The organism is Actinomadura luzonensis (genome assembly GCF_022664455.2).
Classification (GTDB): Bacteria; Actinomycetota; Actinomycetes; order Streptosporangiales; family Streptosporangiaceae; genus Nonomuraea; species Nonomuraea luzonensis.
In genome coordinates, this window is sequence record NZ_JAKRKC020000001.1 from 2,396,057 (window position 1) to 2,420,527 (window position 24,471).

A 24,471-nucleotide genomic window follows, 5' to 3' on the forward strand; every position below is an offset into this window, starting at 1 on the left:
CCCGCGCCGGTAGCCTTTCCTTGTGATCGACCTGCGTACCCTTCGTGAGGACCCCGACCGGCTACGGGCTTCGCAGCGTGCCCGCGGCGAGGACGACTCCGTCGTCGACACGCTGCTCGACCTGGACGAGCGCCGGCGCTCCGCGCTGACCTCGTTCGAGTCGCTGCGCGCCGAGCAGAAGAGCATGGGCAAGTCGGTCTCCAAGGCGCAGGGCGAGGAGAAGGCCGCGCTGCTCCAGCGCGCCAAGGACCTCGCGAGCCAGGTCAAGGCCGCCGAGGCGGAGGCGGAGAAGCTCGGCGCCGAGCTCGACGAGCTGATGCAGTCGGTGCCCAACATCGTCGAGGAGGGCGCGCCCGCCGGCGGCGAGGACGACTACGTCGTGCTGGAGACCCACGGGCAGCCGCGGGTGTTCGACTTCGAGCCGAAGGACCACCTGGAGCTGGGCGAGGCGCTCGACGCCATCGACATGGAGCGGGGCGCCAAGGTGTCCGGCTCGCGGTTCTTCTTCCTCAAGGGCGTCGGCGCGCGGCTCCAGCTCGGGCTGCTCAACATGGCGATGCAGCAGGCGATCGAGGCCGGCTTCACCCCCATGATCACGCCCGTGCTGGTCAAGCCCGAGACCATGCAGGGCACCGGCTTCCACGTGGCCCACGACAAGGAGATCTACCGGCTGCCCGAGGACGACCTCTACCTCGTCGGCACCTCCGAGGTCGCGCTGGCCGGCTACCACGCCCAGGAGATCCTCGACGCCGGCGCGCTGCCGCTGCGCTACGCGGGCTGGTCGTCGTGCTTCCGGCGCGAGGCCGGCTCGTACGGCAAGGACACCCGCGGCATCATCCGCGTCCACCAGTTCGACAAGGTCGAGATGTTCTCGTACGTGCGGCCCGAGGAGGCCCACGAGGAGCATCAGCGGCTGCTCGCCTGGGAGAAGGAGATGCTGGCCAGGATCGAGGTGCCCTACCGGGTGATCGACACCGCGGCGGGCGACCTCGGCATGTCGGCGGCCCGCAAGTTCGACTGCGAGGCGTGGATCCCCACCCAGGGCCGCTACCGCGAGCTGACCTCGACCTCCAACTGCACCGAGTTCCAGGCGCGCAGGCTCGCCGTCCGCTACCGCGACCAGGACGGCAAGCCGCGACACCTGGCCACGCTCAACGGCACGCTCGCCACGACCCGGTGGATCGTGGCGATCCTGGAGAACCACCAGCAGGCCGACGGCTCGGTGGTGGTTCCCGAGGCGCTGCGCCCCTACGTGGGCCTGGACGTCCTCACGCCCGCCAGGTGACCCCGGGGTCCGCCCGCCCGTCGGCGGGCGGGCCCGCGGCGGCGGCGTCCCTCCTGATCAGGATCACGTCCACGGCCAGGACGAGCGCCGTCAGCAGGGCGGCCACCGCGACGGCCGTCCAGTATGTCGCGAAGGCGCCGCCCGCCCAGCCCTCGAAGGGCGTGTAGACGGCCAGGTAGACCAGCGGCGCGCTCAGCACGCCCACGGCGACGGGCGCGGGGCGCGCCCGCCCGGCGAAGAGCAGCGCGACGCACACGCTGAGGCCCGCCGGGATCATGAGCACCGCGAGCAGCCTGAGCAGCGTCAGGAGGCCGTCCACGGCGGCCAGCGCGTCCGTGACGGCCGGGTCGTCGGAGAAGGCGACCACCGGCACGCTCAGGCAGGTCGCCGCCGCGAAGCCCAGGTAGGCGCGGTGGTAGCGGCGCAGCCCGGCCCCGGCGGCGCCGAACAGCACGCAGCCGGCCAGGAAGATCGCGGCGGTGAGCTCGGAGCCGAGGTCCAGCGGGGGCGCCTGCTCGCCGGGCCAGCCGAGCCGCCGCCAGGAGCCGTGCTCGTCGCGCAGCAGGATGCCGTCGAGGCCGTTGGCGACGACGATCACGTGCCCGCCGCGCCAGGCCTGCACGGCGAGGCCGCTGGAGGCGAGCGGCCGGTCGCCGAACTGCCGCGACAGGCGGTCGCGGTCGTCGGCGGACGGCGACCACGCGGGGCCCCACGTCCTGCTGCCGTCGTCGGACTGCTCGACCGCGAGCCGGCCGGGCGTGACGCGGTAGCAGCGGGTCGCCTGGTAGGGCACGCACATCGCCGAGCGGGCCCGGCCGGCGTCGTCGGAGGAGCCCGTCCTGGTCCAGGTGGCGCCCCGGTCCGTCGTCTCCCACGCGTACGAGGCGTCGGTGCGCACGACGACGCGCTCGCCGCGGACCTCGACGGAGACGGCCGCGGGCGGGCCGGGGGCGGCCGAGGTGGCGGTGACCGCGAGGACGGCCAGCGGCATGGTCAGCAGGACCCGGGCGCGGGCGGTGGAGGGGGCGGTGGAGGGGGCGGCGAGGCTGCGGCGGCGGACCCACCAGGCGAGGGCGAGCGCCGGCAGTGCCAGGAGGTCCGTGGGATCGTCCAGGACGCGCGAAGGCCCCGCCATGAAGGTCCAGACATGGGAGGCGGCCTCAGCGCCCGTCTCCGTCGTTTTCACGAGCGCGAAGAGGATGCCGGTGACCGCTGTGGCGGCCAGGTCGGCGCGGCGCAGGAAGACCAGGGCCAGCAGCGGGGGCGCGACGAGGAGCCCGGCCACGTCGCTGAGCTTGCCCGTCACGAACCCGGGCCAGACCTGCTTGAGCAGGTGGTCGTTGACCAAGAGCACGATCACCCCGGCAACGGTCACGGGATGACATAACCACGCGTACCTCATGTAGAGGTCGATGACGGGGGGAGCCGGGGGGTTCGGCGGGCGGGCCACCCGTGACCAACCCGGTACATGCGAGAGCCGGAGCCCGCTGGAGGCGGACCCCGGCTCTCTACTTGCTAACTGTCAGGTCAAATGGCGCGGACCTGGGAGGCCTGCGGCCCCTTCTGGCCCTGCGTGATCTCGAACTCGACCCGCTGGCCGTCTTCAAGGCTGCGGTAGCCACTGCCGACGATCTCGGAGAAGTGCACGAACACGTCCGGCGCACCGCCGTCCGGGGCGATGAAGCCGAAGCCCTTCTCGGCGTTGAACCACTTGACGGTTCCCTGAGCCATAAAAGCTCTCCCTCAGGATGTGAATCTATGGGACCCACACCTCGTGGGTCCCGGTGTGTCGTACAGCAAGCACCCGGGGTGGCTCAGACAAAGTCATGCTGGTTTTCACTACGGGATCAGCTAATACAACGCCATCACATCTAACACCATTCTGGCGCGTCGGTGTTCCCGTCCCATCGAAGATTTCTGTCAGGAGGCATCACCGGGCAAACTGGAACCTGTTATGCACAGCCATCCCGCACCCCGTCTTGTGGCCACCGACCTGGACGGGACCGCCCTGCACCGCGACGGAACCGTGTCTCCCCGGACCGTCGCCGCCTTCGCCCGCGTCGAGGAATCCGGCGCCACGCTCGTGTTCGTGACCGGCCGGCCGCCCCGCTGGATGGGGGGTGTGGCGAGTGCGGTACGTCACCGGGGGCTCGCGATCTGTGCGAATGGCGCCCTGATCTACGATCTGCATACCGAGCGGATAGTGGAATCTCACCTGATCGCCGTGGACGTCCTGGAGGAAGTCGTCGCTCAGCTACGAGCGAACGTGTCCGATCTCGTATTTTCGGTCGAGTATGAAGCCGGTTTTGCGCATGAGTCCGATTTCCTGCTGGGCGGCCTGGACCGCCGGGCCGGAGCCGCGCCCCGCGCCGACTCGGTGACCGCCCGCCCCTGCGCCAAGCTGCTCGCCCTGCACCCCCGCATGGGCGCGGACGAGCTGCACGCCCTCGTGCACGACCTGGTCGGCCACCTGGTGACCGCCACCCACTCCAGCAGCCGCGGGCTCATCGAGATGAGCGCCCAGGGTGTGACGAAGGCCACAGCCCTCGCGGCGCTCGCCAAGGAGCAGGGCATCGACGCGGCCGAGGTCGTGGCGTTCGGGGACATGCCGAACGACCTGCCCATGCTGAGCTGGGCAGGCACGTCGTACGCCGTCGCCAACGCGCACCCCGACGTGCTGGCGGCGGTCGATCACGTGACCGCGGCCAACGACGAGGACGGTGTCGCGCAGGTGCTGGAGAAGCTCTTTTAGCCGCTCCCCCTACAGGTAGGGCCCGGAACCGCCGTGCGGCCGGCCGGACTCGTCCAGGTTGGCCTGCGGAACGCCGGGCAGCGCCCTGCGCATCTGCTCCAGCTGCGCCCGGGCGGCCATCTGCTGGGCGAACAGCGTGGTCTGGATGCCGTGGAAGAGCCCTTCGAGCCAGCCGACGAGCTGGGCGTGCGCGATGCGCAGCTCGGCCTCGCTCGGCGGCGTGCCGTTCTCGTCGGTGAACGGCAGGGACAGCCGCTCCAGCTCGTCCACCAGCTCCGGCGCCAGGCCGTCCTCAAGCTCCTTGATCGAGGAGGCGTGGATGTCCTTCAGCCGCTTGCGGCTGGCCTCGTCGAGGGGAGCCGCCCGGACCTCCTCCAGGAGCTGCCTGATCATGCTGCCGATCCGCATCACCTTCGCGGGCTGCTCGACCAGCTGCGTGACCGAGCGGTCCTCTTCGCCGCTATCGCCCTGACCTCCCTGGAAGTCGGGGCCCACCACCACGATGTGGGGGGTGTTGTTGTCCTCAGCATTCATAACACTCACCGTACTAGCAGGATCTTGCCGACGTGCTCGCCCGAATCCAACATACGGTGCGCCTCGGCGGCCTCCGCCATGGGCACCTCCGCGTACACGACGGGACGCACCGCGCCCGCCGACACCAGCGGCCACACGTTGTCGACCACGCTCCGCACGATGACGCCCTTCTCGTCCACCGGGCGCGCCCGCAGGGTGGTGGCGTGGACGGAGGCGCGCTTGGCAATCAGCGCGCCGAGGTCGATCTCGGCCTTGGCGCCGCCCTGCAGCGCGATGATCACCAGCCGGCCGCCGGTGCGCAGCGCCTTGATGTTGCCCGCGAGGTACTTGGCGCCGATGATGTCGAGGATGACGTCGGCCTGGACGTGCTCCGAGAAGTCCTGCTCGCGGTAGTTGACCACCTCGTCGGCGCCGAGCCGCCGCACCTGCTCGGCCTTCTCCTCCGTGCCGACGGTCGCGACCACGTGCGAGCCGAGCGCCTTGGCGAGCTGCACGGCGAACGTGCCGATGCCGCTCGCCCCGCCGTGCACCAGCAGCGTCTCGCCGCGGCGCAGCCGGCCCAGCATGAAGACGTTGGACCACACCGTGCAGGCGACCTCGGGCAGCCCCGCGGCCTCCTTCAGCGGGACGCCCACGGGCGCGGGCATGACCTGCTGCCAGGGCACGGCTACGCGCTCGGCGTAACCCCCGCCGCCGAGCAGCGCGCACACCTCGTCGCCCGGCTTGAACTGCTCGACGTCCGCCCCGACCTCGGCCACCACCCCCGAGACCTCCAGCCCCGGGTACGGCGGCGCGCCGGGCGGCGGATCGTAGTTGCCGTTGCGCTGCAGCACGTCGGCGCGGTTGAGCGCCGAGGCGGTGACGTCGATGAGCACGTCGCCGCGCTCCACCCACGGGTCGGGCACCTCGTGCCACTCCAGCACCTCGGGGCCGCCCGGCCTGGTGATCTCAATGGCTCGCATGCGATCCACGGTAGCCGGGCAAAGAACTTGTGGGTTGCCGGGCTGCGCGGTGACCGAGGGCGTTAATCTGCAAGGTATTTGCTGCCCCTTTAGACCCACCCGAGGGGGAACACGGTGGCAAGACACGATCGAGAGGAATCTCTCGAGGAACAGTTGGCCTGGCTCGACGCGATCAAGGAGACCGACGAGGCCCCGGTCTCCGTCGGGGCCTCCGCCGCGGCGGCCGACGAGCCGGTCTCGCCATACCCCCAGGACCCGTGGTCGCTGGTCCCCGCCCAGCCTGAGGCGCCTGCGCCCACGTTGTTCCGCGCGGCCGCCGACGCGGTGTCGGCCCCCGACGCCGTGACCAGTGACCCCGTGACCGGTGACGCCGTGACCCGTGAGGCCGACGCCGGGTGGCTCGGCGAGGCCGCCACGACGGACATCACGCGGGAGGCGCTGCGGGAGCTCCACCGCGACGAGCCGCCGGCGCCCGTCGCCGAGGACCCGTTCCACGCGCCGCTCAAGCCGCTGCCGCGGCCCGACGACACCGACTCCTACGGCCTGTCGTTCACGTCGCCGCCCGCCGAGCCGGCCGGCACCGCGGAGACCGCCAAGGCCGGAACGGCCGCCGAGACTCCCGAACCGACTCCCGAACCGGACGAGCGCGCCGACGCCACCTGGCCGCCGGCCGAGTGGTCGCGTCCGGCGGAGCTGGGGGGCTGGCGGCGCGGCACGTACGAGGAGCCGGCGCCCGCCGAGGCGCCCGAGGCGGAGGAGGAGCCCGAGCCGTGGGCCGCCACCCAGCCGGGCAACGAGCGCCCGAGCTGGCCCGAGCTCCACCTCGACCTGCCCGGCCGCTCCGGCGACGAGCCCGCCCCGCAGCCGCCCGCACCGTCCAGCCCGCAGTCCGGCCCCCAGCCTGGCCCCCACTCCGGCCCGCAGTCCGGCCCGCAGTCCGGCCCGCAGCCGGGCGCGCCGTCAGCTCCGCACGCGAGCCCGGAGCCCCCGCTTGAGGCCGACCGGCACCGCGCCGGGCTGCCCGAGAGGTCCGGCGAGTCCGCGACGTCCTCGGCGTTCTCGACATCCGCGACGTCTTCGGCGTCCTCGGCGTCCGAGCCGGCCGTCACGTCCGATCTGTCCCGCCGCCCGGAGCCGGCCCAGGAGAGCGACCCGTTCCCCAGGTCCGAGCCCGCCGCCTTCGGCCAGGAGCCGGCCAAGCCCGAGCCGCCGAGGGCGGAGCGCCGGCCGGACCGCCCGCAGTGGACCGAGCAGCAGGAGTGGCGCCCGGCGGAACGTGACATCCCGCCGATCGCCCGCCGCCGCCCGGCCCCCGTGCCGGTGTTCACCGCCCCGCCGCGGCCCCCTGTCGCCGGCCGGCCGACCGCCGACAGTCTCGACCCCGACACCCTGCTGCGCGGCCGGCGCAACGCCCCGTCCAAGGGCTGGCGCCGCCTGGTCTACAAGGCGTCCGGCGGCTGGATCAAGCCGGGCGAGCCGCCGGAGGTGCGCCGCCGCCGCGAGCTGATGAACCGCGCCCGCACCCCGGTCACGACCGGCCACCACCGGGTGGCCGTGCTGAGCCTGAAGGGCGGCGTGGGCAAGACCACGACCACCGTCGGCCTCGGCGCCACGCTGGCCCAGGTGCGCGGCGACCGCGTCATCGCCGTCGACGCCAACCCCGACCGGGGCACGCTGTCCGACAAGCTGGTGCTGGAGACCTCCGCCACCGTCCGCGACCTGCTCAACGAGCGCGACCAGGTCAAGCGGTACGTCGACATCAGGGCGTTCACCTCGCAGGCCCCGTCCCGGCTGGAGGTGCTGGCCTCCGACCGCGACCCGTCGGTGTCGGAGGCGTTCAGCGGCGCCGACTACCAGGCGGTCTCGCAGGTGCTGGAGAGCTTCTACTCCATCTGCATCACCGACTGCGGCACCGGCCTGCTGCACTCCGCGATGGGCGGCGTGCTCGGGCTGGCCGACCAGATCGTGCTGGTCAGCTCCCCGTCGGTGGACGGCGCGAGGGCCGCCTCGGCGACGCTCGACTGGCTGGAGGCCCACCACTACGGCGACCTGGTGAAGAACGCGACCGTGGTGCTGTGCAGCGTCCGGCCGCGCTCGAAGTCGGCGGTGGACATCGGCAAGCTGGAGGCCCACTTCGCGGCCCGCTGCCGGGCCGTGGTGCGGGTGCCCTACGACCCGCACCTGGAGGAGGGCGCGGAGATCGACCTGGACCGGCTCCAGGACGCCACGCGGGAGGCCTACCTGCAGCTCGCCGCGCACGTGGGCGACGGGTTCGCGAGCCTTCGCGACTGAGCGGAGGGTGTGGGATTCGAACCCACGAGGCCATCGCTGACCTGGCCGCTTTCAAGGCGGCTGCACTCGTCCACTATGCGAACCCTCCCGTGCGGGAACCACGATAGCGGCTGTGGTGCGGCCGGTGTACGTTCAGGAGGTGGCGGATCTCGACGTCGAGGTGGAGCGCGGCGGCTCTCGCGCGCTCGTGCGCGTGATCGGCGACCTCGACAAGCTCACCGCGCCGTTGCTGAAGGAGAGCCTGACGGAGCTCTTCGCCGAAGGCCGGATGGATGTCGTGGTCGACGCGTCCCTGCTGGACTTCTGCGATTCGAGCGGCTTATGGGCGTTGGTGGAGCATCAGCGCAGGGTGGCGGCGCACGCCGGCTCGCTCAGCCTGGTCGGCGTGCACGGCGTCCTGCAGCGCGTGCTGGAGGTCACGGGGCTGAAGGCCGCCTTCGACGGGGTGGCGTTAGCCGAGCTGTGACAGCAGCCACTTGGGGCCCATGGTCTCGGCGCCCAGCTCGCCCACCCGGTCCCGCAGCCCCCGGTCGGCGGTGACGACGACCACCCGCTCGCACGTCCTGGCCCGGCGCACGACGTCCACGATCGTGTCGTCGCCGCTCCCCGCGGCGGGCACCACCTCGATGCCGGGCACCTCGGGCACGCCCCTGGCCGCCCCTTCCACGACCGCGACCACCCGCGGGAACCACTGCGCCAGCACCGGGTGCCGCAGCCGGAGCCCGGCCACCTGCTCCAGCAGCCGCGTCGCGGCCCCCGCCCGGTCGCGCCACCAGCCGTGCTCGGCCCGCGCTCCGACGATGTTGGCCACGTCCAGGACGATCGTCTCGGGCCGCAGCGCCGCCTGGATCTCGCCCCACGTGGCGGCGAAGCCGGGGTGCAGCTCGCGCTCGGCGATCTCGGGCAGGGCGAGCCAGCGCAGCTCGGTGCTCTCCCGGTTGGCCGGGGCCGCCGCGAGCCGCTCGCGCGACTCGGCGATCACCGTCTCGAACGCCCATCCGCCGTGGTCGTCGAGGTAGACGCCCTGGACGCGCAGGCCGTCGGCGCCGAGCGCGGCCTCCTCGCGGGCCTCGCGGAGGGCCGTGGTGACGGCGTCCTCGTGGCTGTCGCGGGCGCCGCCGGGCAGCCCCCAGGTGCCGCCGTGGTGGCTCCACCAGACGCGTTTCTGCATGAGCACGTACGGCGTGCCCGCGGGGTCGTGGTGCACCAGGAGAAGCCCGGACGCGCCGTGCAGACCCCAGTGCCGGTGGCCCTGGGCGCACTCGGTCCAGCCGTCGCCGTCCTTGTCCGCCATGGCGTGATTCTCTCAGCCTCCGCCCTTGGAGAAGTGTTGCAGGTCCTTGGTGCCGGACCAGTAGCCGCCCCACTCCCAGCCGACGGCCGCGAATGCCTTGACAACCTTGTCACCAGGATTAATAACACCTTTACCCTTCATTGGGCGCTTGGTGAACTTTTCAGCGTTTTTGTGGGCTGTGCTCCCACTTGCGGTGACATACGGGTTCTGGCGGGGATTGATGTCGATTGCCGCGCCGTACGCGTGATTGGACCAATTGCTGGACCCGGTCGCGTTGCGGCAGTTGAAGGCGGAGGTGTTGTTCGCGTCGATGGAGGCGTAGTCGTCGGCCTTGAACGCGTCGACCAGCTTCATCTGCTGGATGGGCCAGCGCCAGTCGTAGAGCTTCCTGAAGACCGTCGTGATGTCGTCGGTGACGGTCTTGCGCACGACCAGCTCGCCCGTGTGCGGCGCGTCGTCGAACCCCCAGTACGACAGCCGCACCAGCCGCAGGTCCCGGTAGTGGACCGGGCAGCCGGGCCGCCAGGAGTAGGGCAGGCGGTCGCGGGACACCGCGGAGACCTTCGCGCTGAACTCCGGCGGCGCGGTGGGGCTCGGCGTCGCCTCCGGCTCCCCCTGCGCGGGCGGGGAGGTCGCGGGAGGCGCGGAAGTGGGTTCGGCCGAGGACGCCGGCGACGCGGCGGGCTCCGTCGCGCCGCACGAAACGGTCGTGAGCACTGCGAACGCCATGGCGGCAGCACGTCTCATCCCGCCACCATATGCGACGTCACCCCTGGTCAGGGGACTATCAGCACGGTGCGCCGCGCCCGCTTGGCGAGCGTCCCCGCCACCGAGCCGAACCGGCTGTGCCGCGAGCGGCCCACCACGATGGCGTCGGCCATGTACGTGCTGGCCAGCGTCTCCAGCTCCCTGGCCGCGTCGCCCCGGACGCTGACGAACTGCCACGGCACCCCGATGCCCCGCAGCTCGTCCTTCAGGTCCTGGGTGAGGTCGGCCGCGGTGTCGGGGACGATGGGCGAGCCGGCGAAGAACCACAGGGTCTCGCTGGTCAGCGACTCCACGAAGGCGATGAGCAGCGCCGCGTTGTCCCGGCGGGCCAGCCCGGCCGCGTACGCGAGCGCGTTGCGGCTCGGGTCCGACCCGTCGAAGCCCACCACCAGCAGGCCGGCGCCGTCCTTGCCGATCTCGAACTCCCCGGCGGGGAGCCTGCCTTCCAGCGGCTCCCCCTGGGGATCCGTACCACCGCCGAACACGGCAGGTCTCGCGTCAGCTCTCGGCGTGCTTGCCGCGGCGGGCCAGCTCGCGCAGCGCGTCGGCCGCGTAGATCACGAGGGAGACGAACGCGAGCGCGGCGAGCCCGCCGCCGACCCACAGGTCGTTGACGGTCGCGTCGACGTACTCGGCGCCCCTCGGCTGGTAGCCGACCGCGAACGGGGCCGCGACCAGCCACAGGCCGCCCAGGAACAGCAGCACGAGGGCGCTGACGCCCAGCTTTGCCTTCATCGGTTCTCCTCCACTCCCACCAGGGTGGCCTTGCCGTTCTGGCGGTGCTCGCCGCCGGTGCGGTCGGTGCGGTTGATGTCCTCACGAAGGGCCTCGACGAGCGGGGCGAGCAGGGTCGCCAGCTCGGCCGAGGACGCCTGCGGCGCGGCCGCCACGGGCTCGGGCTCCGGCTCGGCCTTGCGCGGCTTGACGACCACGAGGCCGCGGGTCACCAGGTCCTCGTAGATGGCGAGGGCGAAGGTGACGGCGCCGATCAGCCCGACTACGGCCACGCCGAGCCCGGTCCAGAACTCGGTGGTGGTCGGGTCGGTCCAGTCGGCGTTCTCGGGCTGGGTGCCGAGGGCCCAGGGGGCGATCATCAGCCACAGCCCGGCCAGCAGGGCCAGGGCGGAGGCGACGGCGCCCACGAACTTGCGAATCATTGCGAGATTCCTCCTGTGACGAGGTCTTTCTGTGGTGGCGTGGCCTGCGCGAGCAGGGCACGCGAGGTGGGCCGCAGCACCGTCTGCGCGACCGACCTGGCGCGCTCGCGCTCCGGGCGGGCGTCCGGCGGGGCCATCTGGGCGACCGCGGTGAGCAGCGCGGACCGCTCGCCGTTGGCCCGCTCGACCCGCTGCGCCACGAGCTCCAGCAGCAGCCCGGCGAGGACGAGGTCGTCCTTGCTGAGCGGCATCGGCCCCGCGGGCGGCGTGGTGGCGCCGCGGAGCGGGAGCTCCTTGAGGAAGAGCGTGGCGATGAAGCCGAGCAACGCGATGGGCACGCCCACCATGAACACGGTCTCCAGACCGCGGGTGAACGCCTCCAGCACGATGTTCTTGATCGGTGCCGGGAGCTGCTGGATGGCGCTCGGGCTGCCGAGCTTGATGTCGCCGCCGCCGGCCGCCTTGATGTGCGCCTCGGCGAACATCGTGGCGATCTCGTCCTTGAGCCGGTTGGTCAGGATCGCGCCGAAGGCGGCCACGCCGACCGCGCCGCCCAGGGAGCGGAAGAACGACACGCCGGACGTGGTGGAGGCCATGTCCCGCAGCTCGGAGCCGTTCTGCGCGGCCAGGATGAGCATCTGCATGGAAAGGCCCAGGCCGACGCCCAGCACGGCCACGTCGAGGCCGATCAGCCACTCGCTGGAGTCGACGTGCAGCCGCGACAGCAGGAACAGGCCGACGGCCACGATGAGCAGGCCGGCCACCGGGAAGATCTTCCACTTGCCGGTCTGGGTGACGATCTTGCCGGAGATGACGCCGGCCAGGAACAGCGCCACCACCATGGGCAGGGTCATCAGGCCGGAGTTCGTCGGGCTGAGGCCCTTGACGATCTGCAGGTACTGCGGCAGGTAGATCATCGCGCCGAACATCGCCATGCCGACGAAGAGCGAGGCGGCGCTGGTCAGCACGAACGTGCGGTTGCGGAACAGCCGCGGCGGCAGGATCGGGTTCTTGGCCGTCCGCTCGGCCAGCACCGCGAGCGCCAGCATGAGCAGCGCCATCGCGGACAGGAAGTACGTCCAGAACGAGTTCCACTCGAACTCGTTGCCGCCGAGCGTGAGCAGCAGCATGAGCGAGCTCGCGCTCGCCGTGATGGTCGTCGCGCCCCAGATGTCGATCGAGGTGCTGCGCTTGGCCGGCGGCAGCTTCAGCACCTTCTGGATGACGATGAACGCCACCAGCGCGAACGGCACGACCACGTAGAAGCACCACCGCCAGCCGAGCCAGTCGGCGTCCACGATGAACCCGCCGAGCAGCGGTCCGGCGACCGTCGAGATGCCGAAGACGGCTCCCATGTAGCCGGAGTACCGGCCGCGCTCGCGGGGCGAGACGATGTCCCCCAGGATCACCTGGGAGAGCGCCGACAAACCGCCCACACCCAGACCCTGCACGGCACGGGCCGCGATGAGCTGTCCCATGTCCTGCGAGAGGCCCGCCACCAACGAGGCCGACACGAACAACCCCAGCGCCGTCTGGAAGAGCAGCTTGCGCCCGAACAGGTCGGACAGCTTGCCCCACAGCGGCGTGGAGACCGTCATCGTCAGCATGGTGGCGCTCGCCACCCACGAGTACTGGTCCTGACCGCCGAGCTCCCCCACGATCGTCGGCAGAGCCGTGCCCACCACCGAGGTCGAGATCATCGACGTGAGCATCGCGAGCATCAGCCCGGACATGACCTCGAGGATCTCGCGGTGGGTGTAGGTCCGCTTCGCAGGGGGAGCGGCGGCGTGCGCCTGGGCTACCAAGACACCACATCCCCTTCTTACAGTTTTATCCGTGTTGAGTATACGTATGTTTACTAGCCGAGCGGCAAGTGGGGTCCCCTTACCTTCGCTTGAGTAGAGTGCGGGGCATGGAGGCCCAGGTGACTGAGGGCAGGCCGCGCGGGCGCGAGGCCACGCGCGAGCGCATCCTGCAGGCGGCGCGCACGCTGTTCGGCGAGTACGGCTACGAGCAGGTGACCGTGCGCATGATCGCCGCGGCGGCGGAGGCGAACATCGCCCTGGTCGGCCGCTATTTCGGCTCGAAGGCGGGGCTGTTCGGCGCGGTCCTGGAAGGCGAGCCGACGATCAGCTGGCTGCTCGGCGGCGACCGCGAGGGGCTGCCGCGCCGGCTGGCCGAGTACGCCGCGGAACGCATGCAGCACCCGCCGGACAGCCCCATCCTGCGCGCCCTCGAACGCTCGGCCCGCGACCCCGAGATCGCGGACGTGGCCCGCGAACGCCTGATCACCGCCGTGCTCCAGCCGCTGGAGGCCCGGCTCGGCGGCAGCCCCGGCGCGCTCGCCCGGGCCAGGATGGCGACCGCCGTCGTGCTCGGCATCGGCGCCATGCGCCGCCGCCTCGGCCCCGAGACGCCCACCGCCGCCGACGTGGACCGGCTGACCGCCGTCTTCGAGGCCTGCCTCGCCGAGTGACCCGGTGAAAGTTTCACCTGTCGCGGCCGCTCTGGCCTGCGGTGATGCGCGCGTCAGCGATCGGAGGTCTTTGAGCGGGCGGGAAGCGCTCCCTAGCATCCGGAATGCCGGTGGGAGCGCTCCCACATGACCAACGGAGTGATTGCATGTCTCGCAGAAGGCCCGTGTTGACGGCATTCCTCACGGCTGCCGCCGCGGTCGCGGCCGGAGCGGCCGTCCTGTCCACGCCCACCGCCCAGGCCGCCGACTCCGCTTTCTACGTCGATCCCCAGACCAACGCCGCCAAATGGGTCGCCGCGAACCCCGGCGACAGCCGCACCCCCGTCATCAGGGACCGCGTCGCCGCCGTGCCGCAGGGCCGCTGGTTCGCCAGCTACAACCCCTCGACCGTGCGCAGCCAGGTCGACGCCTACGTCGGCGCCGCCGCCTCGGCGGGCAAGATCCCGATCATGGTCGTGTACGCCATGCCGAACCGCGACTGCGGCGGCGCGAGCGCCGGCGGCGCCCCCGACCACGCCTCCTACCGGTCCTGGATCGACCAGATCGCGCTCGGCCTGGCCGGCCGCCCGGCCACCGTCATCCTGGAGCCCGACGCCCTGGCCATCATGACCAACTGCATGAACGCCTCCCAGCAGGCCGAGGTGAAGGCGTCCATGGCGTACGCGGGCAAGAAGCTGCGCGGCCAGGCCAAGGTCTACTTCGACATCGGCCACGACGCCTGGCTGTCGGCCTCCGAGGCCGCCTCCCGGCTCAACGGCGCCGACGTCGCCAACAGCGCCGACGGCATCGCGCTCAACACCTCCAACTACCGCGCCACCTCCGGCCTGGTGTCGTACGCCAAGAACGTGATCTCCGCGACCGGCGTCTCCCGGCTCAAGGCCGTCATCGACACCAGCCGCAACGGCAACGGCCCGGCCGGCAGCGAGTGGTGCGACCCGGCCGGCCGCGCCACCGGCACCTGGAGCACCACCAACACGGGGGACTCGGCCATCGACGCCTTCCTCTGGGTCAAGCCGCCCGGCGAGGCGGACGGCTGCATCGCCACGGCCGGGCAGTTCGTGCCGCAGCGGGCGTACGACCTGGCCATCGCCGCGCCCCCGCCCACGGACGGCCCCACCCCGACCGTCACCCCGACCGTGACGCCCACCGTCACCCCCACCTCCACCCCCACGAGCGGCCCCGACGGCTGCACCGCCACCTACCGGATGACCAGCCAGTGGCAGGGCGGCTTCCAGGGTGAGGTCACCGTCAAGAACACCGGCTCGGCGTCCATCTCCGGCTGGAAGGTCGGCTGGACGGTGCCGAGCGGCCAGACCATCACCCAGCTCTGGAACGGCACCCTGTCCGGCTCCGGCTCCGTCACGGTCACCAACCTGTCCTGGAACGGCAACCTCGCCGCGGGGGCGAGCACCACGTTCGGCTTCCTGGCCAACTCCAGCGGCCAGAACGCCACCCCGTCCCCGGTGACCTGCACCGCGTCCTGACCGTCCTTACCGTCCGAACCGTCCGTCGCCGGGTCCCGCCCAGGGGCCCGGCGAAATATCCGCGCCGTCGTTGCTGTTGCAATCAGCCGGATCACCGACGAAAGGCGCGTACCCATGGCTTTGCCGCTGTCCATCCTTGATCTGGCGCACATCGGCGAGGGCGAGACGGCCGGCGACAGTTTCGCCGCCAGCGTGGCCCTGGCCCAGCGCGCGGAGGAACTTGGGTACAAGCGCGTCTGGTACGCCGAGCACCACAACATGGACAGCATCGCGTCGTCCGCGACCAGCGTGCTCATCGCGCACATCGCCGCCCATACCCGGACGATCCGCCTCGGGGCGGGCGGCGTCATGCTGCCCAACCACTCGCCGCTGACGATCGCCGAGCAGTTCGGCACGCTGGAGACCCTGCACCCGGGACGCATCGACCTCGGCCTCGGCCGCGCGCCCGGCAGCGACCAGAACACCATGCGGGCCCTGCGCCGCACCCCGTCGGCCGCCGACACCTTCCCCCAGGACGTGCTGGAGCTCCAGGGTTACCTGACCGGGGAGACCCGCATCCCCGGCGTGCACGCCACCCCGGGCAAGGGCACCGACGTGCCGCTCTACATCCTCGGCTCGTCCCTGTTCGGCGCGCAGCTCGCCGCCGCGCTCGGGCTGCCGTACGCCTTCGCCTCGCACTTCGCCCCGGCGGCGCTGGAGGAGGCGGTCACGGTGTACCGCACCGAGTTCAAGCCGTCCGCGCAGCTCGACCGGCCGTACGTGATCGCCGCGCTCAACGTCATCGCGGCCGACACCGGCGAGGAGGCGCGCGAGCAGTTCCTCGCCGCCAAGCGGCTGCGGGTGAGCCGGTTCCTCGGGCGGGGGCGCACGTTCACCCCGGAGGAGGCGGACATGATCCTCGACTCGCCGGCCGGGCAGCAGCTCCTGCAGATGATGAAGTACTCGGCGGTCGGCGACCCGGCCGAGGTCAAGGAGTACGTGGACCGCTTCGCCGCGCACGCCCGCGCCGACGAGCTGATCGTCGCCTTCGCCGCGCCCGACCGCAAGGTGTGGCTGCGCTCGGCCGAGCTGCTGGCGCAGGCCTACGGGCTCTGACGTTTGTCGTGCTTGTCCTGCTTGTCGTGCTTGTCATCGGGACGGGGGCGCGTGCCGACCGCGTACGGGCCGGTGGTCTCGGAGATCGGCACCGGTGACAGCCCGGCCGCGACGAGCTGGGTGCGCAACGCGACCACCGTGCGCTCCAGGGCGCGGATCTGCGCCTGGAGCCGGCGGATGTGGTCGCGCATCGCCGTCGAGCTGCTCTGCTCGGCCAGCAGGTCGGCGCTGAGCTGGGACGACTGGGTGTGCACGCGCTCCATCTGCCGTTCGAGCTGGCTGAGCGCGTCCTCGTAGATGCTCTTGGCGCGGAGGAACGCCTCCGCGTCCACTTTCGACCGCTCCAGCTCCGCCTGACGCTCGGCCTGGAGCAGCGCGGTCTGCTGGGTCTTCTTGTTGGCGTCGGTCGCGGACCGGAAGGCCAGGTACGCCACTCCGAGCGGGACCGCGCCGATGGCGATCTGGACGAGCACGTCAGCGATACCGGACATCTCGGCCTCCTCCCAAGGGCCGGATGACGCCGGTGTAGGTGATGCCGTCGTCGGTGTGCCAGGCGTTGATCGTGAGCGAGATCGGGAACTCGGTGCCGTCGCGGCGCAGCCCCACCAGGGGGATGACCTCGCCCGCCAGGTCCGACTTGCCGTTGACGCGTACCCGGATCAGCCCCTCGTCGTGCTGGGAGCGGAAGCGGGCCGGCATGAGGACCGTCAGCGGCTGGCCGACGGCCTCGTCCGTGCTCCACCCGAACAACCTCTTGGCCTGCGGGTTCCACGACAGGATGGTGCCGGAGGCGTCGGCGACGACGACGGCCGCGCCCTCCGCGCCGGGCAGCCGGGTCACGTGCGCCGCCTCCGGCCACGTGGCGATCAACGCGATCCAGCCGCCGAAGGCCAGCCAGACCGCCCCGGCCACCCAGCCGCGCGGATTCTGTCCTGTGAAGGTGGAGGACAGGAAGATCAATCCGTACAGCAGGACCAGGGCGGTGGCGGCGGCGAAGGCGATCCTGTCGGACCGCATGAACGTCTGCACGAGGCATAACACGCCGAGGGCGAACCAGGCGACGGCCCAGACGGCCAGCGGGGCGAGCGAGGCCAGCACGCGGAAGCCCGGTGTGGCGAGCTGCTCGGGGCCGGCGATCACCAGGGAGGCGCCGATCACCAAACTGAGCAGCCCGACGAACGCCAGCGACGCCCCACGCCGCCCGATCCTGCGCAGCCACCGGGCCGCCAGCTCGTCACCCACGGTGGCAAGACTAATGCATTGCGTTAGCGGTCAGCCGGGAGAGAAACAATTTCGCCTTCTTCGTCTTCTTTTCGGGTGACCCTTTAGCCGCGTCATTTCAGCGCTCACGCAAACGTTTGTGGGGTGCGCGACGCGGCCCGGTCGTCGCGCCTGACGACCGGCACGTATCCGCCTCTGGCCCGCCCCTCCCCGGCCATGATCGTGAAGTCGCACGTGGGGAACCGTTTGTCCACGACCGCCACCACGGCGCCGCCCGCCCGCGCCACGAACCCCAGCCACGCGAACCGCCCGTCGGCCTCGTCGCGGTGCCCGATGCCCTCCACCATGAGCCGGAACCGGCCCGGCCCCTCGATGAGGCAGAACGTCACGCCAGGCGTGATCTCATAGCCCGGACAAGCCGCCGGTCTGCCATTTCCGACCAGCCGGAACCGGGGGAGCTGCACGACGGGCTCGGGCGAATACAGCACCATCGCGGGCAGGGCGCCGCCGAAACAGCGGACGTCCTCGCGGGGGATCCAGGACGGCACTCCCCGAGTATGCCATCCGTGACCGGACGGTCACGCTGCGAGAGTAAACGGTTATGGCGGGCCGCCGAGGTCGACCGCGCGGGCCCAGGACGGCGGCCCGTCCGGCACCCGGTCAGGGTCGTCCTCGTCCCATGACCGGCCGGCCCGCCCCCGAGGGAACAGGCCGACGACGGTCCGGCACGGCGGGCGTACCTGGGGCCAGGGCGTCTGCCCGTCGGTGAGCGCCACGACGACGTCCGGCGCCGGCCGGGCGCGCAGCGCCCGCGCGAACCCCCGCCGCAGGTCCGTCCCGCCGCCGCCCACCAGCGTGATCCCCTCGGCCCGGCACAGCGGCCCCACCACCCGGGCCGCCGCGTCGCACGACAACACGCTGACCAGCTCCCGCCGGCCGCCCACGGCGGCGACGATCGCGGCGACCTCCAGCAGCGCGGTGCCCAGCTCGGCGTCACTGACCGAGCCGGAGGTGTCGACGATCACGGCGACCCGGGGCGGCCTCCGGCGCAGGCTCGGCAGCACGACCCCCGGCAGGCAGGCCGACCGCCGCGACGGCCGGCCGTAGGTGTAGTCCTCGCCCGCGCCCGGCCCGGACACGGCCGCCCGGATCGCCGCGCCCAGCAGCTCCCGCCACGGCTGCGGCGGGTGGAACGCCTCCTCCGCCCAGCGGCGCCACCCCTGCGGGACGCTGCCGGGACGGCCGGTGATGCCCTGCGCCACCCGGAACCTGACCGCGTCCCGTTCCTGCTCGGTGAGGCCGTTCGCGCCACCGGGGCCGAGGTCCCACGCCCGTTCCAGCCCGTCGGCGCCGCTGCCGCAGTCCAGCCAGACCAGGCCCTGCGTGTACGGCCCGAGCCGGAACAGCCGCAGGTAGTCCTCCATCAGCTCGCCCTCGGGCAGCCCCAGCGTCGCCGGCTCGACCGCGCCCTCCGGCCGGGCCAGCCCGTCGCCGAACACGTCGTCGTTGATCTCCAGGTCGGCGGCGATGTTCATGCGCAGCCGGTCGCCCCGCCCGGTCAGCCCGCTTTCCCCGGCGACCCGGTCGCTGCGTCCGTGGTGGTCGCGCAGCAGGTGGGAGACCTCGTGGACCCACACCCCCGCCAGCTCCTCGACGGGCGTGCGCGCGACGAAGGCCGGGGAGACGTAGCAGCGCCAGTGCCGGTCCACGGCCATCGTCGGCACCTGCCGCGACTCGACCGGGTGCAGCGCGAACAGCGCGGTGGCCAGGTAGGGCCGGGCCCGGGCGGCGTGCAGCCGCGCGGCGAACAACTTCTCGCTGTCCAGCGTCCCCGCCGTCATCGGCCTCGCCCCGAGGCGGCCACGCGCGCCGCCGCCCGGTCGGCCCGCCTGCTCAGGGACACGATCCCGGCGACCCGCTCGATCGCGGGCGGGATGTCCCAGCCGGCCTGCCGCAGCGCCGCGAGCGTGGACGCGGGCACGACCACCAGGTCCGGCGGACCGCTCTCCAGCGCCCGGCCCAGCAGCACCCACGCCGCGTCCCAGCGGGCCTGGTCGGGCCGCCGCCGCACCGCCTCCACCACGCCGTCGAGCACGGCCTGCCGCAGGTCACCGCGCTCCGGCAGCTCGGCCGCCGCCGGGTCGGCCAGCACCGCCTCAGGGTCGGGCAGGTCCATCCGGTCCATGGCGGCCAGCAGCTCCAGCCCGGGACCGTCCCCCACCGTGCCTCTGACCAGCATGGACAGCACCTCCCGCGATGTGCCCGCCGCCGTCGCGAAGGCGACCAGCCGCAACGCCATCTCCCAGCTCCTCGGCGAGGGCCACGGCCCGCCCCGGCGGGCCTCGTTGTCCGGCAGCAGGTGCACGAGAGCGGGACGCGCGGCGAGCAGCCCGCACACCGCCCGCCGCGCGAACGCCACGGCCTCAGGCACCCGGTCCTGGTCGAGGCGCGGCAGCGAGGCGCGCGGCCAGGTGCCGCCCAGCCCCCGCACCACCACGTCGTGGTCATGCTTCCACTGCAGGTGGACGAAGCGGTTGGCCAGGGGCGGGCTCAGCTCCCAGCCGTCGGCGGCGGACGAGCGCGGGTTGGCCGCCGCGACGATCCGCACCCCGGCGGGCAGCCGCAGGGCGCCGACCCGCCGCTCCAGCACCAGCCGGAGGAGCGCGGCCTGCACCGCCGGCGGCGCCGTGGACAGCTCGTCCAGGAACAGCAGCCCCCGCCCGGCCCGCGCGAGCCGCACCGCCCAGTCCGGCGGGGCCATCGGGACGCCCTGCGCCGCCGGGTCGTCGCCGATCACCGGCAGCCCGGAGAAGTCGGACGGCTCGTGCACGCTCGCGATCACCGTGGTCAGCGGCAGGCCGAGGGAGCCGGCGAGCTGCGTCAGCGCGGCGGTCTTGCCGATCCCCGGCTCGCCCCACAACAACACCGGCAGGTCGGCGGCGACGGCCAGGGTCAGCGCCTCCAGCTGCGGATCGGCGCGCGGCTCGGTCGCGGTGTCGCCGAGCAGGGCGATCAGCTCCGCGGCCACCTCCAGCGGACTTTCGGACACGACGGACACGACGCATACGGACATGGCATCACCTTCAGGGGTCGAGGTTCGTGGTTAGTGGGTTCCGGCGTGGTGACCGGTCAACGGGACATGGCGTGGCGCGGGCGCCCACGGCCGGGGACGCGCTCAGGAGATCGCCGGACGGCGCGGGGGCCCTGCCCGGCGTCGTCCAGCCCCGCACGGAACAGCCCGTGGGCGACCCGCCGCCGCGCCGCCGCCTCCAGCTCGTCCCGCAGCCGGCCGCCGGGCACGGACGCGCCGGGTCCGAGCAGCCGCTCGACGGCCGCCAACGCGCCGTCCACGTCCCCGTGCCGCAGCCGCGCGCGGACGTCGTCGAGCGCGGCGGGATCCCGGTGCGCCTCGTGGATCACCCGCAGGCAGGGCATCGGGACGCCGCCGAGCGCCGCCAGCAGCTCCTCGCGCCGCACCTCGCCGGGGTCGTGGTCGAGCGGTACGAGGACGCCGTCCACCAGGCCGAGGCGGTGCCGCTCGCCCCGGCACTCGACCGTCCACGGCTCGCCGGCGTCCCCGGGCGTCCCGCCGGCCGGGTGGCCGGGCGCCAGCACGGACGCGACCAGCGGATGCAGCCGTTCCACGGGGATCAGCCCGGCCCGCAGCAGCGCCAGGTCGGGCAGCGCCCACGTCGCCGCGTCGGGCAACACCGGCACTCCGGCCGTACCGCGCCCGCCCCGGACGGCGGTGACCCGCACAGCCGGCCCTCCGCCGATCGGCCCTCCGTCGATCGGCCCTCCGCCGGCCGTCCCCTCGCCGGCTGGCTCCAGCACCAGGCGCCGCCGGCCGCCGAGCCGGACGGCGACCGGGCCGTCGTCGTCCCGGCCTTCGGCGCGCAGCAGCAGCCTCGCCTCGGCCGCCCACCGGTCCACGGCCCAGCCGCGGCCGTCGTCCACGTTCCCGGCCCGTTCACGCAGCTCACCGGCCCTGCGGACGTCCCAGAGATGGCGGTGCAGGTCGAGCCGGAAGCACCGGTGCGGACGGGGATGCGGATGCGCCGCCGCGCCCCCGTCCCACAGCGCCACGCTGATCCGCTGCCCGCCGGCCGCCCGCGCCGGAGGCGTACGGGCCACCAGCCACACCCCCGGCAGGTACCGGGCGAGCGGGACGGTCAGCCCCGGCCGCAGCAGCCCGTCGGGCGCGATCCGCGGCAGGTGCCAGCGCAGCAGGTCAGGAGCCAGATGCCGGAGGTCGTCCCGCAGTCGCGCGGCCATCTCGTGCCCGTGGGCGCGGGCCGCGGAACGCGGGTGGAGATCGACGTCGACGCGCGCCGCGGCGCACGCCCCCGCCCAGTCACCGACGGCGCGGCGAGCGGCGGCACGTTCGATCATGGAAGGCGGCACGGCGAACTCGCGCACACGCCGCCAGAACAGAAGGCGGGATTCCTCGTTCGCGGTCATGGAGCGCATCAGCACTCACCTTGCGCGAACGGAACCCCCAATCCACTGCAGGAGTTGTTCATCACGATCAGCATACATCCGACATAGGCTGCCTGCCGTGACCGAAACGACGGTGTCCGAAGTGCTCGCCGAGCTCGCCGCCCTGGAGGACCCGAAGATCCGCCAGGTGAACGAGAAACACGGCGACGACCACGGCGTCAACCTCGGCAAGCTGCGCGCGCTCGCGAAGCGGCTGAAGACGCAGCAGGACCTCGCCCGCCGGCTCTGGCGGACCGGCGACACCGCGGCCCGCCTGCTGTCCCTGCTGATCTGCCGCCCGAAGGCGTTCGAACGCGACGAGCTGGACGCCATGCTGCGCGAGGCCCGCGCGCCCAAGGTGCACGACTGGCTCGTGAACTACGTGGTGAAGAAGAGCCCGCACGCCGAGGCGCTGCGCATGGCCTGGTCGGCCGACCCCGACCCGGTGGTCGCGAGCGCCGGCTGGGCGCTCACCACCGACCGGGTCGCGAAGAAGCCCGACGGCCTCGACCTCGCCGGCCTGCTGGACGTCATCGAGTCGGAGCTGCGAGCCGCTCCTGACCGCCTGCAATGGGCGATGAACCACTGCCTGGCCCAGATCGGCATCGAGCACGCCGCGCACCGCGCCCGGGCGATCGCCATCGGCGAGCGGCTGCAGGTGCTCAAGGACTACCCGACCCCGCCCGGCTGCACGTCCCCGTACGCGCCCACCTGGATCGCCGAGATGGTGCGCCGCCAGGACGACAAGGGGAGCTGACCCCGCCGCCTGACGTCGCAGTGCTCGCCGATCGGGGTCTTTCGGCCCTGCTCGGCGGGCGGCGGCAGGCGTACACCGGGGGCATGGCCGGTCCGCCCCGGCGGCAGGAGGAGATCACGATGACCGTCCACGACCAGGCCGCGCGCCACCACCTGATGACGGAGTGCGGACGCGAGATCGTCGTCGGCCGGTTGCCCTTCGGCGGCGGCGCGCACCCGGCCGGCCGGGTGACGCTCGACGTCGGCCTCCGCGACTACGACCGCGACGAGGCGTGGCTCAGCCTCACGGCGGCCGAGAGCCGCCGCCTCGCCGCGCACCTGCTGGCCCAGGCCGCCGCCGTCGAGCGCCGGGCCACGCCGCCGGCGGAGGTCATCGAGGTCGCCCACGCCGGGGGCGAGGCGTACGCGATCGCCGTCCGGCAGCACCCCCTGCTCTGCGACCAGGGCCCCGACCTCGACGGCGACGACAGCGCCGGCACGCCGACCGAGCTGTTCGTGGCCTCGCTGGCCGCCTGCGCGGCCTTCTACGCGGGCCGCTACCTGGACCGGCACGGGCTGCCGCGCGACGGCCTGCGGGTGACGGCCGGCTACATCCTGGCCGCCGACCGGCCCGCCCGCGTGGCCGAGATCCGCCTGCGGGTGTCCGCGCCGGGGGTGCCGGAGCAGCGCCGGGCGGGCCTGCTGGCGGTCGCCTCGCACTGCACGGTGCACAACTCGTTGCGGCAGCCGCCCGAGGTCACCGTCGAGCTGGCCTGACCGGCAGGGGAAAAGGGACGATCGCCCGAAAGCTCCGGGACCTTTCCCGCTGCTCCACAAGGCGGGCGCGAGCGAGGCTGGAGGGTGGCCGTCTGGAGCGAGCGGCCCCGGGCCGGCCTGCCGGCGGAAGGCGCACGACGACCGACGGCCGTCACGCCCCGCCGGCGGCCGCTACCGGCGCCGCGACTGCGCCCTTACGGAGGCTGCCATGTCCGAACGTACGGAACTGTCCTTCGACTCCGGCGGCGTCCGCTGCGCCGCCGACCTCTACCTGCCCGCCGAGGCCGCCGCCGGGCCGGTGCCGTGCGTGGTGATCGCCCAGGTGCCGATGATCGACGGCCTGCGCCGCGGCCGCACCCTGCGCCGGCGGCTGAGCCCGGAGGTCACCGCACGCACGCTCGGCTTCACCGCCGCGGCCGTCCGCGACCTGCTGCGGGCCCGGCGCGGCGAGCCGCCGTACTACGTGCCGGTCGTCGCCCCGCCCGGCCGGGTGGCGGTCTTCACCGAGCCGGACGCCCGGGCCGCCTTCGAGGCGCTGGGCGGCGAGGCGTGCGGCTGGCGCAACCAGCTCGCTCCCCGCTTCGTCCTCGACCTGCCCCGCTACGTCCGGGGCACCGCCGAACGCCTGGCCATGCCGCTGCTCATGATCGTGGCCGACCGCGACCTGCAGGCCTCACCCCGCTTCGCCGCCGCCGTCGCCGCCCGCGCCCCGTACGCCGACCTCCGTCACTACCCGCTCGGCCACTTCGACGTCTACACCGGCACGCCCTTCGAGCAGATCAGCGCCGTGCAGGCCGCCTTCCTCCGCACCCACCTGCTCACCGGCACACCACGCCCCGCGCCGGAACCGCTCACACCGATGCCCGGTGCCGCATGAGCCCCGGAAACGCCGAAGGCCCGTCATCAGTGTTCCCACTGGTGACGGGCCTTCGCGTGGTGCGCGGCCGGAGGTACTCGAAACCCCAACCTTCTGATCCGTAGTCAGATGCTCTATCCATTGAGCTACGGCCGCTCGCTGCGTAAGCAAGCATAGCGGGTTTTGGGTAGTGCCTCGAACCATAAACGCGATCTCGGCGGCGGCGGGCGGGTCGTCGCAGGTCAGCGCGGGTGTACGGGCCGATTCACGGGGTGGGGTACGCCGAAGGGTGTAGGGGGAGGCC

The 24,471-nt window shown here is 72.8% G+C and carries 26 protein-coding genes and 2 tRNA genes; 10 read left to right on the forward strand and 18 right to left on the reverse strand.

Translation table 11 applies throughout. From position 1 onward, the window contains the following. Positions 1–22: 22 nt before the first annotated feature. The gene (serS, locus tag MF672_RS11495; protein ID WP_242374096.1) at positions 23–1,285 is read left to right on the forward strand and encodes a serine--tRNA ligase; all 1,263 of its coding nucleotides are present in this window, start codon (positions 23–25) and stop codon (positions 1,283–1,285) included. On the opposite strand, the gene MF672_RS11500 is transcribed toward serS, so the two are convergent. Next, complete coding sequence (locus MF672_RS11500) at positions 1,269–2,645, reverse strand: hypothetical protein (RefSeq protein WP_242374095.1); 1,377 nt, start codon at positions 2,643–2,645, stop codon at positions 1,269–1,271. The two genes, serS and MF672_RS11500, sit on opposite strands and share 17 nt — an antisense overlap. Positions 2,646–2,812: 167 nt before the next feature. Further along, positions 2,813–3,016: a cold-shock protein gene (locus MF672_RS11505; RefSeq protein ID WP_091081014.1), complete on the reverse strand. Its 204-nt coding sequence runs from the start codon at positions 3,014–3,016 to the stop codon at positions 2,813–2,815. Between the two features lie 250 nt (positions 3,017–3,266). Here MF672_RS11505 and MF672_RS11510 point away from each other — a divergent pair, with 250 nt between their 5' ends. Next, a complete protein-coding gene (locus MF672_RS11510) occupies positions 3,267–4,037 on the forward strand; it encodes a Cof-type HAD-IIB family hydrolase (RefSeq protein WP_308210479.1) in 771 nt (256 codons plus the stop codon). A 9-nt stretch (positions 4,038–4,046) separates the two neighbouring features. Here the strand turns inward: MF672_RS11510 and MF672_RS11515 are convergent, their stop codons facing one another. Together MF672_RS11515 and MF672_RS11520 are read right to left on the reverse strand one after the other, a co-directional pair. After that, positions 4,047–4,571, reverse strand: coding sequence for a bacterial proteasome activator family protein (locus MF672_RS11515; protein ID WP_242374093.1), 525 nt, complete (start codon positions 4,569–4,571; stop codon positions 4,047–4,049). Between the two features lie 5 nt (positions 4,572–4,576). Next, positions 4,577–5,533 carry an NAD(P)H-quinone oxidoreductase gene (locus MF672_RS11520; protein ID WP_242374092.1) on the reverse strand — a complete coding sequence of 319 codons (957 nt, stop codon included), beginning with the start codon at positions 5,531–5,533 and terminating at the stop codon, positions 4,577–4,579. A gap of 153 nt (positions 5,534–5,686) precedes the next feature. Here MF672_RS11520 and MF672_RS11525 point away from each other — a divergent pair, with 153 nt between their 5' ends. Beyond that, positions 5,687–7,825, forward strand: a complete 2,139-nt coding sequence (locus tag MF672_RS11525) for a MinD/ParA family ATP-binding protein (protein ID WP_242374091.1) — start codon at positions 5,687–5,689, stop codon at positions 7,823–7,825. A 1-nt stretch (position 7,826) separates the two neighbouring features. Here MF672_RS11525 and MF672_RS11530 read toward each other — a convergent pair. Beyond that, positions 7,827–7,913 (reverse strand) — tRNA-Ser (locus MF672_RS11530). Positions 7,914–7,964: 51 nt separating this feature from the next. Here MF672_RS11530 and MF672_RS11535 point away from each other — a divergent pair. Beyond that, positions 7,965–8,291 (forward strand): STAS domain-containing protein, encoded by a 327-nt coding sequence (locus tag MF672_RS11535; protein WP_242374090.1) that lies wholly within the window; start codon positions 7,965–7,967, stop codon positions 8,289–8,291. Here MF672_RS11535 and MF672_RS11540 read toward each other — a convergent pair. From MF672_RS11540 to MF672_RS11565, 6 genes are read right to left on the reverse strand one after another with little or no spacing between them, the layout of a single operon-like run. Next, positions 8,277–9,119 carry an NUDIX hydrolase gene (locus tag MF672_RS11540; RefSeq protein ID WP_242374089.1) on the reverse strand — a complete coding sequence of 281 codons (843 nt, stop codon included), beginning with the start codon at positions 9,117–9,119 and terminating at the stop codon, positions 8,277–8,279. The two genes, MF672_RS11535 and MF672_RS11540, sit on opposite strands and share 15 nt — an antisense overlap. 12 nt (positions 9,120–9,131) lie before the next feature. Then, positions 9,132–9,848, reverse strand: a complete 717-nt coding sequence (locus tag MF672_RS11545) for a M15 family metallopeptidase (RefSeq protein ID WP_242374088.1) — start codon at positions 9,846–9,848, stop codon at positions 9,132–9,134. A gap of 47 nt (positions 9,849–9,895) precedes the next feature. After that, positions 9,896–10,372 carry a universal stress protein gene (locus tag MF672_RS11550; protein WP_242374087.1) on the reverse strand — a complete coding sequence of 159 codons (477 nt, stop codon included), beginning with the start codon at positions 10,370–10,372 and terminating at the stop codon, positions 9,896–9,898. Positions 10,373–10,385: 13 nt separating this feature from the next. After that, positions 10,386–10,622, reverse strand: coding sequence for a hypothetical protein (locus tag MF672_RS11555; RefSeq protein ID WP_242374086.1), 237 nt, complete (start codon positions 10,620–10,622; stop codon positions 10,386–10,388). Further along, the gene (locus MF672_RS11560) at positions 10,619–11,044 is read right to left on the reverse strand and encodes a hypothetical protein (protein ID WP_242374085.1); all 426 of its coding nucleotides are present in this window, start codon (positions 11,042–11,044) and stop codon (positions 10,619–10,621) included. The genes MF672_RS11555 and MF672_RS11560 overlap by 4 nt, the downstream gene beginning before the upstream one ends. Next, positions 11,041–12,849 (reverse strand): MDR family MFS transporter, encoded by a 1,809-nt coding sequence (locus MF672_RS11565; RefSeq protein ID WP_302893193.1) that lies wholly within the window; start codon positions 12,847–12,849, stop codon positions 11,041–11,043. The genes MF672_RS11560 and MF672_RS11565 overlap by 4 nt, the downstream gene beginning before the upstream one ends. A gap of 107 nt (positions 12,850–12,956) precedes the next feature. Here MF672_RS11565 and MF672_RS11570 point away from each other — a divergent pair, with 107 nt between their 5' ends. From MF672_RS11570 to MF672_RS11580, 3 genes are all read left to right on the forward strand, one after another. Further along, positions 12,957–13,520 (forward strand): TetR/AcrR family transcriptional regulator, encoded by a 564-nt coding sequence (locus MF672_RS11570; RefSeq protein WP_247815225.1) that lies wholly within the window; start codon positions 12,957–12,959, stop codon positions 13,518–13,520. A 146-nt stretch (positions 13,521–13,666) separates the two neighbouring features. After that, positions 13,667–15,004, forward strand: coding sequence for a glycoside hydrolase family 6 protein (locus MF672_RS11575; RefSeq protein ID WP_242374082.1), 1,338 nt, complete (start codon positions 13,667–13,669; stop codon positions 15,002–15,004). Between the two features lie 114 nt (positions 15,005–15,118). Then, complete coding sequence (locus MF672_RS11580) at positions 15,119–16,099, forward strand: LLM class flavin-dependent oxidoreductase (RefSeq protein ID WP_242374081.1); 981 nt, start codon at positions 15,119–15,121, stop codon at positions 16,097–16,099. Here the strand turns inward: MF672_RS11580 and MF672_RS11585 are convergent. The 6 genes from MF672_RS11585 to MF672_RS11610 all read right to left on the reverse strand — a co-directional run bounded on the left by MF672_RS11585 (position 16,087) and on the right by MF672_RS11610 (position 21,790). After that, the gene (locus tag MF672_RS11585; protein ID WP_242374080.1) at positions 16,087–16,590 is read right to left on the reverse strand and encodes a hypothetical protein; all 504 of its coding nucleotides are present in this window, start codon (positions 16,588–16,590) and stop codon (positions 16,087–16,089) included. The two genes, MF672_RS11580 and MF672_RS11585, sit on opposite strands and share 13 nt — an antisense overlap. After that, the gene (locus tag MF672_RS11590; RefSeq protein ID WP_242374079.1) at positions 16,574–17,341 is read right to left on the reverse strand and encodes a PAS domain S-box protein; all 768 of its coding nucleotides are present in this window, start codon (positions 17,339–17,341) and stop codon (positions 16,574–16,576) included. The genes MF672_RS11585 and MF672_RS11590 overlap by 17 nt, the downstream gene beginning before the upstream one ends. A gap of 104 nt (positions 17,342–17,445) precedes the next feature. After that, complete coding sequence (locus MF672_RS11595) at positions 17,446–17,868, reverse strand: hypothetical protein (protein WP_242374078.1); 423 nt, start codon at positions 17,866–17,868, stop codon at positions 17,446–17,448. Between the two features lie 51 nt (positions 17,869–17,919). Further along, complete coding sequence (locus MF672_RS11600) at positions 17,920–19,161, reverse strand: vWA domain-containing protein (RefSeq protein ID WP_242374077.1); 1,242 nt, start codon at positions 19,159–19,161, stop codon at positions 17,920–17,922. Beyond that, positions 19,158–20,369 carry an AAA family ATPase gene (locus tag MF672_RS11605; RefSeq protein WP_242374076.1) on the reverse strand — a complete coding sequence of 404 codons (1,212 nt, stop codon included), beginning with the start codon at positions 20,367–20,369 and terminating at the stop codon, positions 19,158–19,160. The genes MF672_RS11600 and MF672_RS11605 overlap by 4 nt, the downstream gene beginning before the upstream one ends. Positions 20,370–20,449: 80 nt before the next feature. Beyond that, the gene (locus MF672_RS11610) at positions 20,450–21,790 is read right to left on the reverse strand and encodes a hypothetical protein (protein ID WP_242374075.1); all 1,341 of its coding nucleotides are present in this window, start codon (positions 21,788–21,790) and stop codon (positions 20,450–20,452) included. Positions 21,791–21,878: 88 nt separating this feature from the next. Between MF672_RS11610 and MF672_RS11615 the strand changes: the two genes are divergently transcribed. From MF672_RS11615 to MF672_RS11625, 3 genes are all read left to right on the forward strand, one after another. Beyond that, the gene (locus tag MF672_RS11615) at positions 21,879–22,556 is read left to right on the forward strand and encodes a DNA alkylation repair protein (RefSeq protein WP_242374074.1); all 678 of its coding nucleotides are present in this window, start codon (positions 21,879–21,881) and stop codon (positions 22,554–22,556) included. 83 nt (positions 22,557–22,639) lie between these two features. Continuing rightward, positions 22,640–23,311, forward strand: a complete 672-nt coding sequence (locus tag MF672_RS11620) for an OsmC family protein (protein ID WP_242374073.1) — start codon at positions 22,640–22,642, stop codon at positions 23,309–23,311. A gap of 208 nt (positions 23,312–23,519) precedes the next feature. After that, on the forward strand, positions 23,520–24,188 hold the full coding sequence (locus tag MF672_RS11625; protein ID WP_242374072.1) for a hypothetical protein: 669 nt from the start codon (positions 23,520–23,522) through the stop codon (positions 24,186–24,188). A gap of 62 nt (positions 24,189–24,250) precedes the next feature. On the opposite strand, the gene MF672_RS11630 is transcribed toward MF672_RS11625, so the two are convergent. Further along, a tRNA-Arg gene (locus tag MF672_RS11630) sits at positions 24,251–24,323 on the reverse strand. Positions 24,324–24,471 lie beyond the last annotated feature (148 nt).

Bases quoted from the DNA above. Each gene is read 5' to 3' on its own strand.
- MF672_RS11540 (WP_242374089.1), bottom strand. From the start codon at position 9,119: ATGGCGGACAAGGACGGCGACGGCTGGACCGAGTGCGCCCAGGGCCAC.
- MF672_RS11585 (WP_242374080.1), bottom strand. From the start codon at position 16,590: ATGTCCGGTATCGCTGACGTGCTCGTCCAGATCGCCATCGGCGCGGTC.
- MF672_RS11600 (WP_242374077.1), bottom strand. From the start codon at position 19,161: ATGACGGCGGGGACGCTGGACAGCGAGAAGTTGTTCGCCGCGCGGCTG.
- MF672_RS11570 (WP_247815225.1), top strand. From the start codon at position 12,957: ATGGAGGCCCAGGTGACTGAGGGCAGGCCGCGCGGGCGCGAGGCCACG.
- MF672_RS11545 (WP_242374088.1), bottom strand. From the start codon at position 9,848: ATGGCGTTCGCAGTGCTCACGACCGTTTCGTGCGGCGCGACGGAGCCC.
- MF672_RS11625 (WP_242374072.1), top strand. From the start codon at position 23,520: ATGTCCGAACGTACGGAACTGTCCTTCGACTCCGGCGGCGTCCGCTGC.
- MF672_RS11520 (WP_242374092.1), bottom strand. From the start codon at position 5,533: ATGCGAGCCATTGAGATCACCAGGCCGGGCGGCCCCGAGGTGCTGGAG.
- MF672_RS11575 (WP_242374082.1), top strand. From the start codon at position 13,667: ATGTCTCGCAGAAGGCCCGTGTTGACGGCATTCCTCACGGCTGCCGCC.
- MF672_RS11555 (WP_242374086.1), bottom strand. From the start codon at position 10,622: ATGAAGGCAAAGCTGGGCGTCAGCGCCCTCGTGCTGCTGTTCCTGGGC.
- MF672_RS11610 (WP_242374075.1), bottom strand. From the start codon at position 21,790: ATGCGCTCCATGACCGCGAACGAGGAATCCCGCCTTCTGTTCTGGCGG.
- MF672_RS11560 (WP_242374085.1), bottom strand. From the start codon at position 11,044: ATGATTCGCAAGTTCGTGGGCGCCGTCGCCTCCGCCCTGGCCCTGCTG.
- MF672_RS11620 (WP_242374073.1), top strand. From the start codon at position 22,640: ATGGCCGGTCCGCCCCGGCGGCAGGAGGAGATCACGATGACCGTCCAC.
- MF672_RS11580 (WP_242374081.1), top strand. From the start codon at position 15,119: ATGGCTTTGCCGCTGTCCATCCTTGATCTGGCGCACATCGGCGAGGGC.
- MF672_RS11515 (WP_242374093.1), bottom strand. From the start codon at position 4,571: ATGAATGCTGAGGACAACAACACCCCCCACATCGTGGTGGTGGGCCCC.
- MF672_RS11505 (WP_091081014.1), bottom strand. From the start codon at position 3,016: ATGGCTCAGGGAACCGTCAAGTGGTTCAACGCCGAGAAGGGCTTCGGC.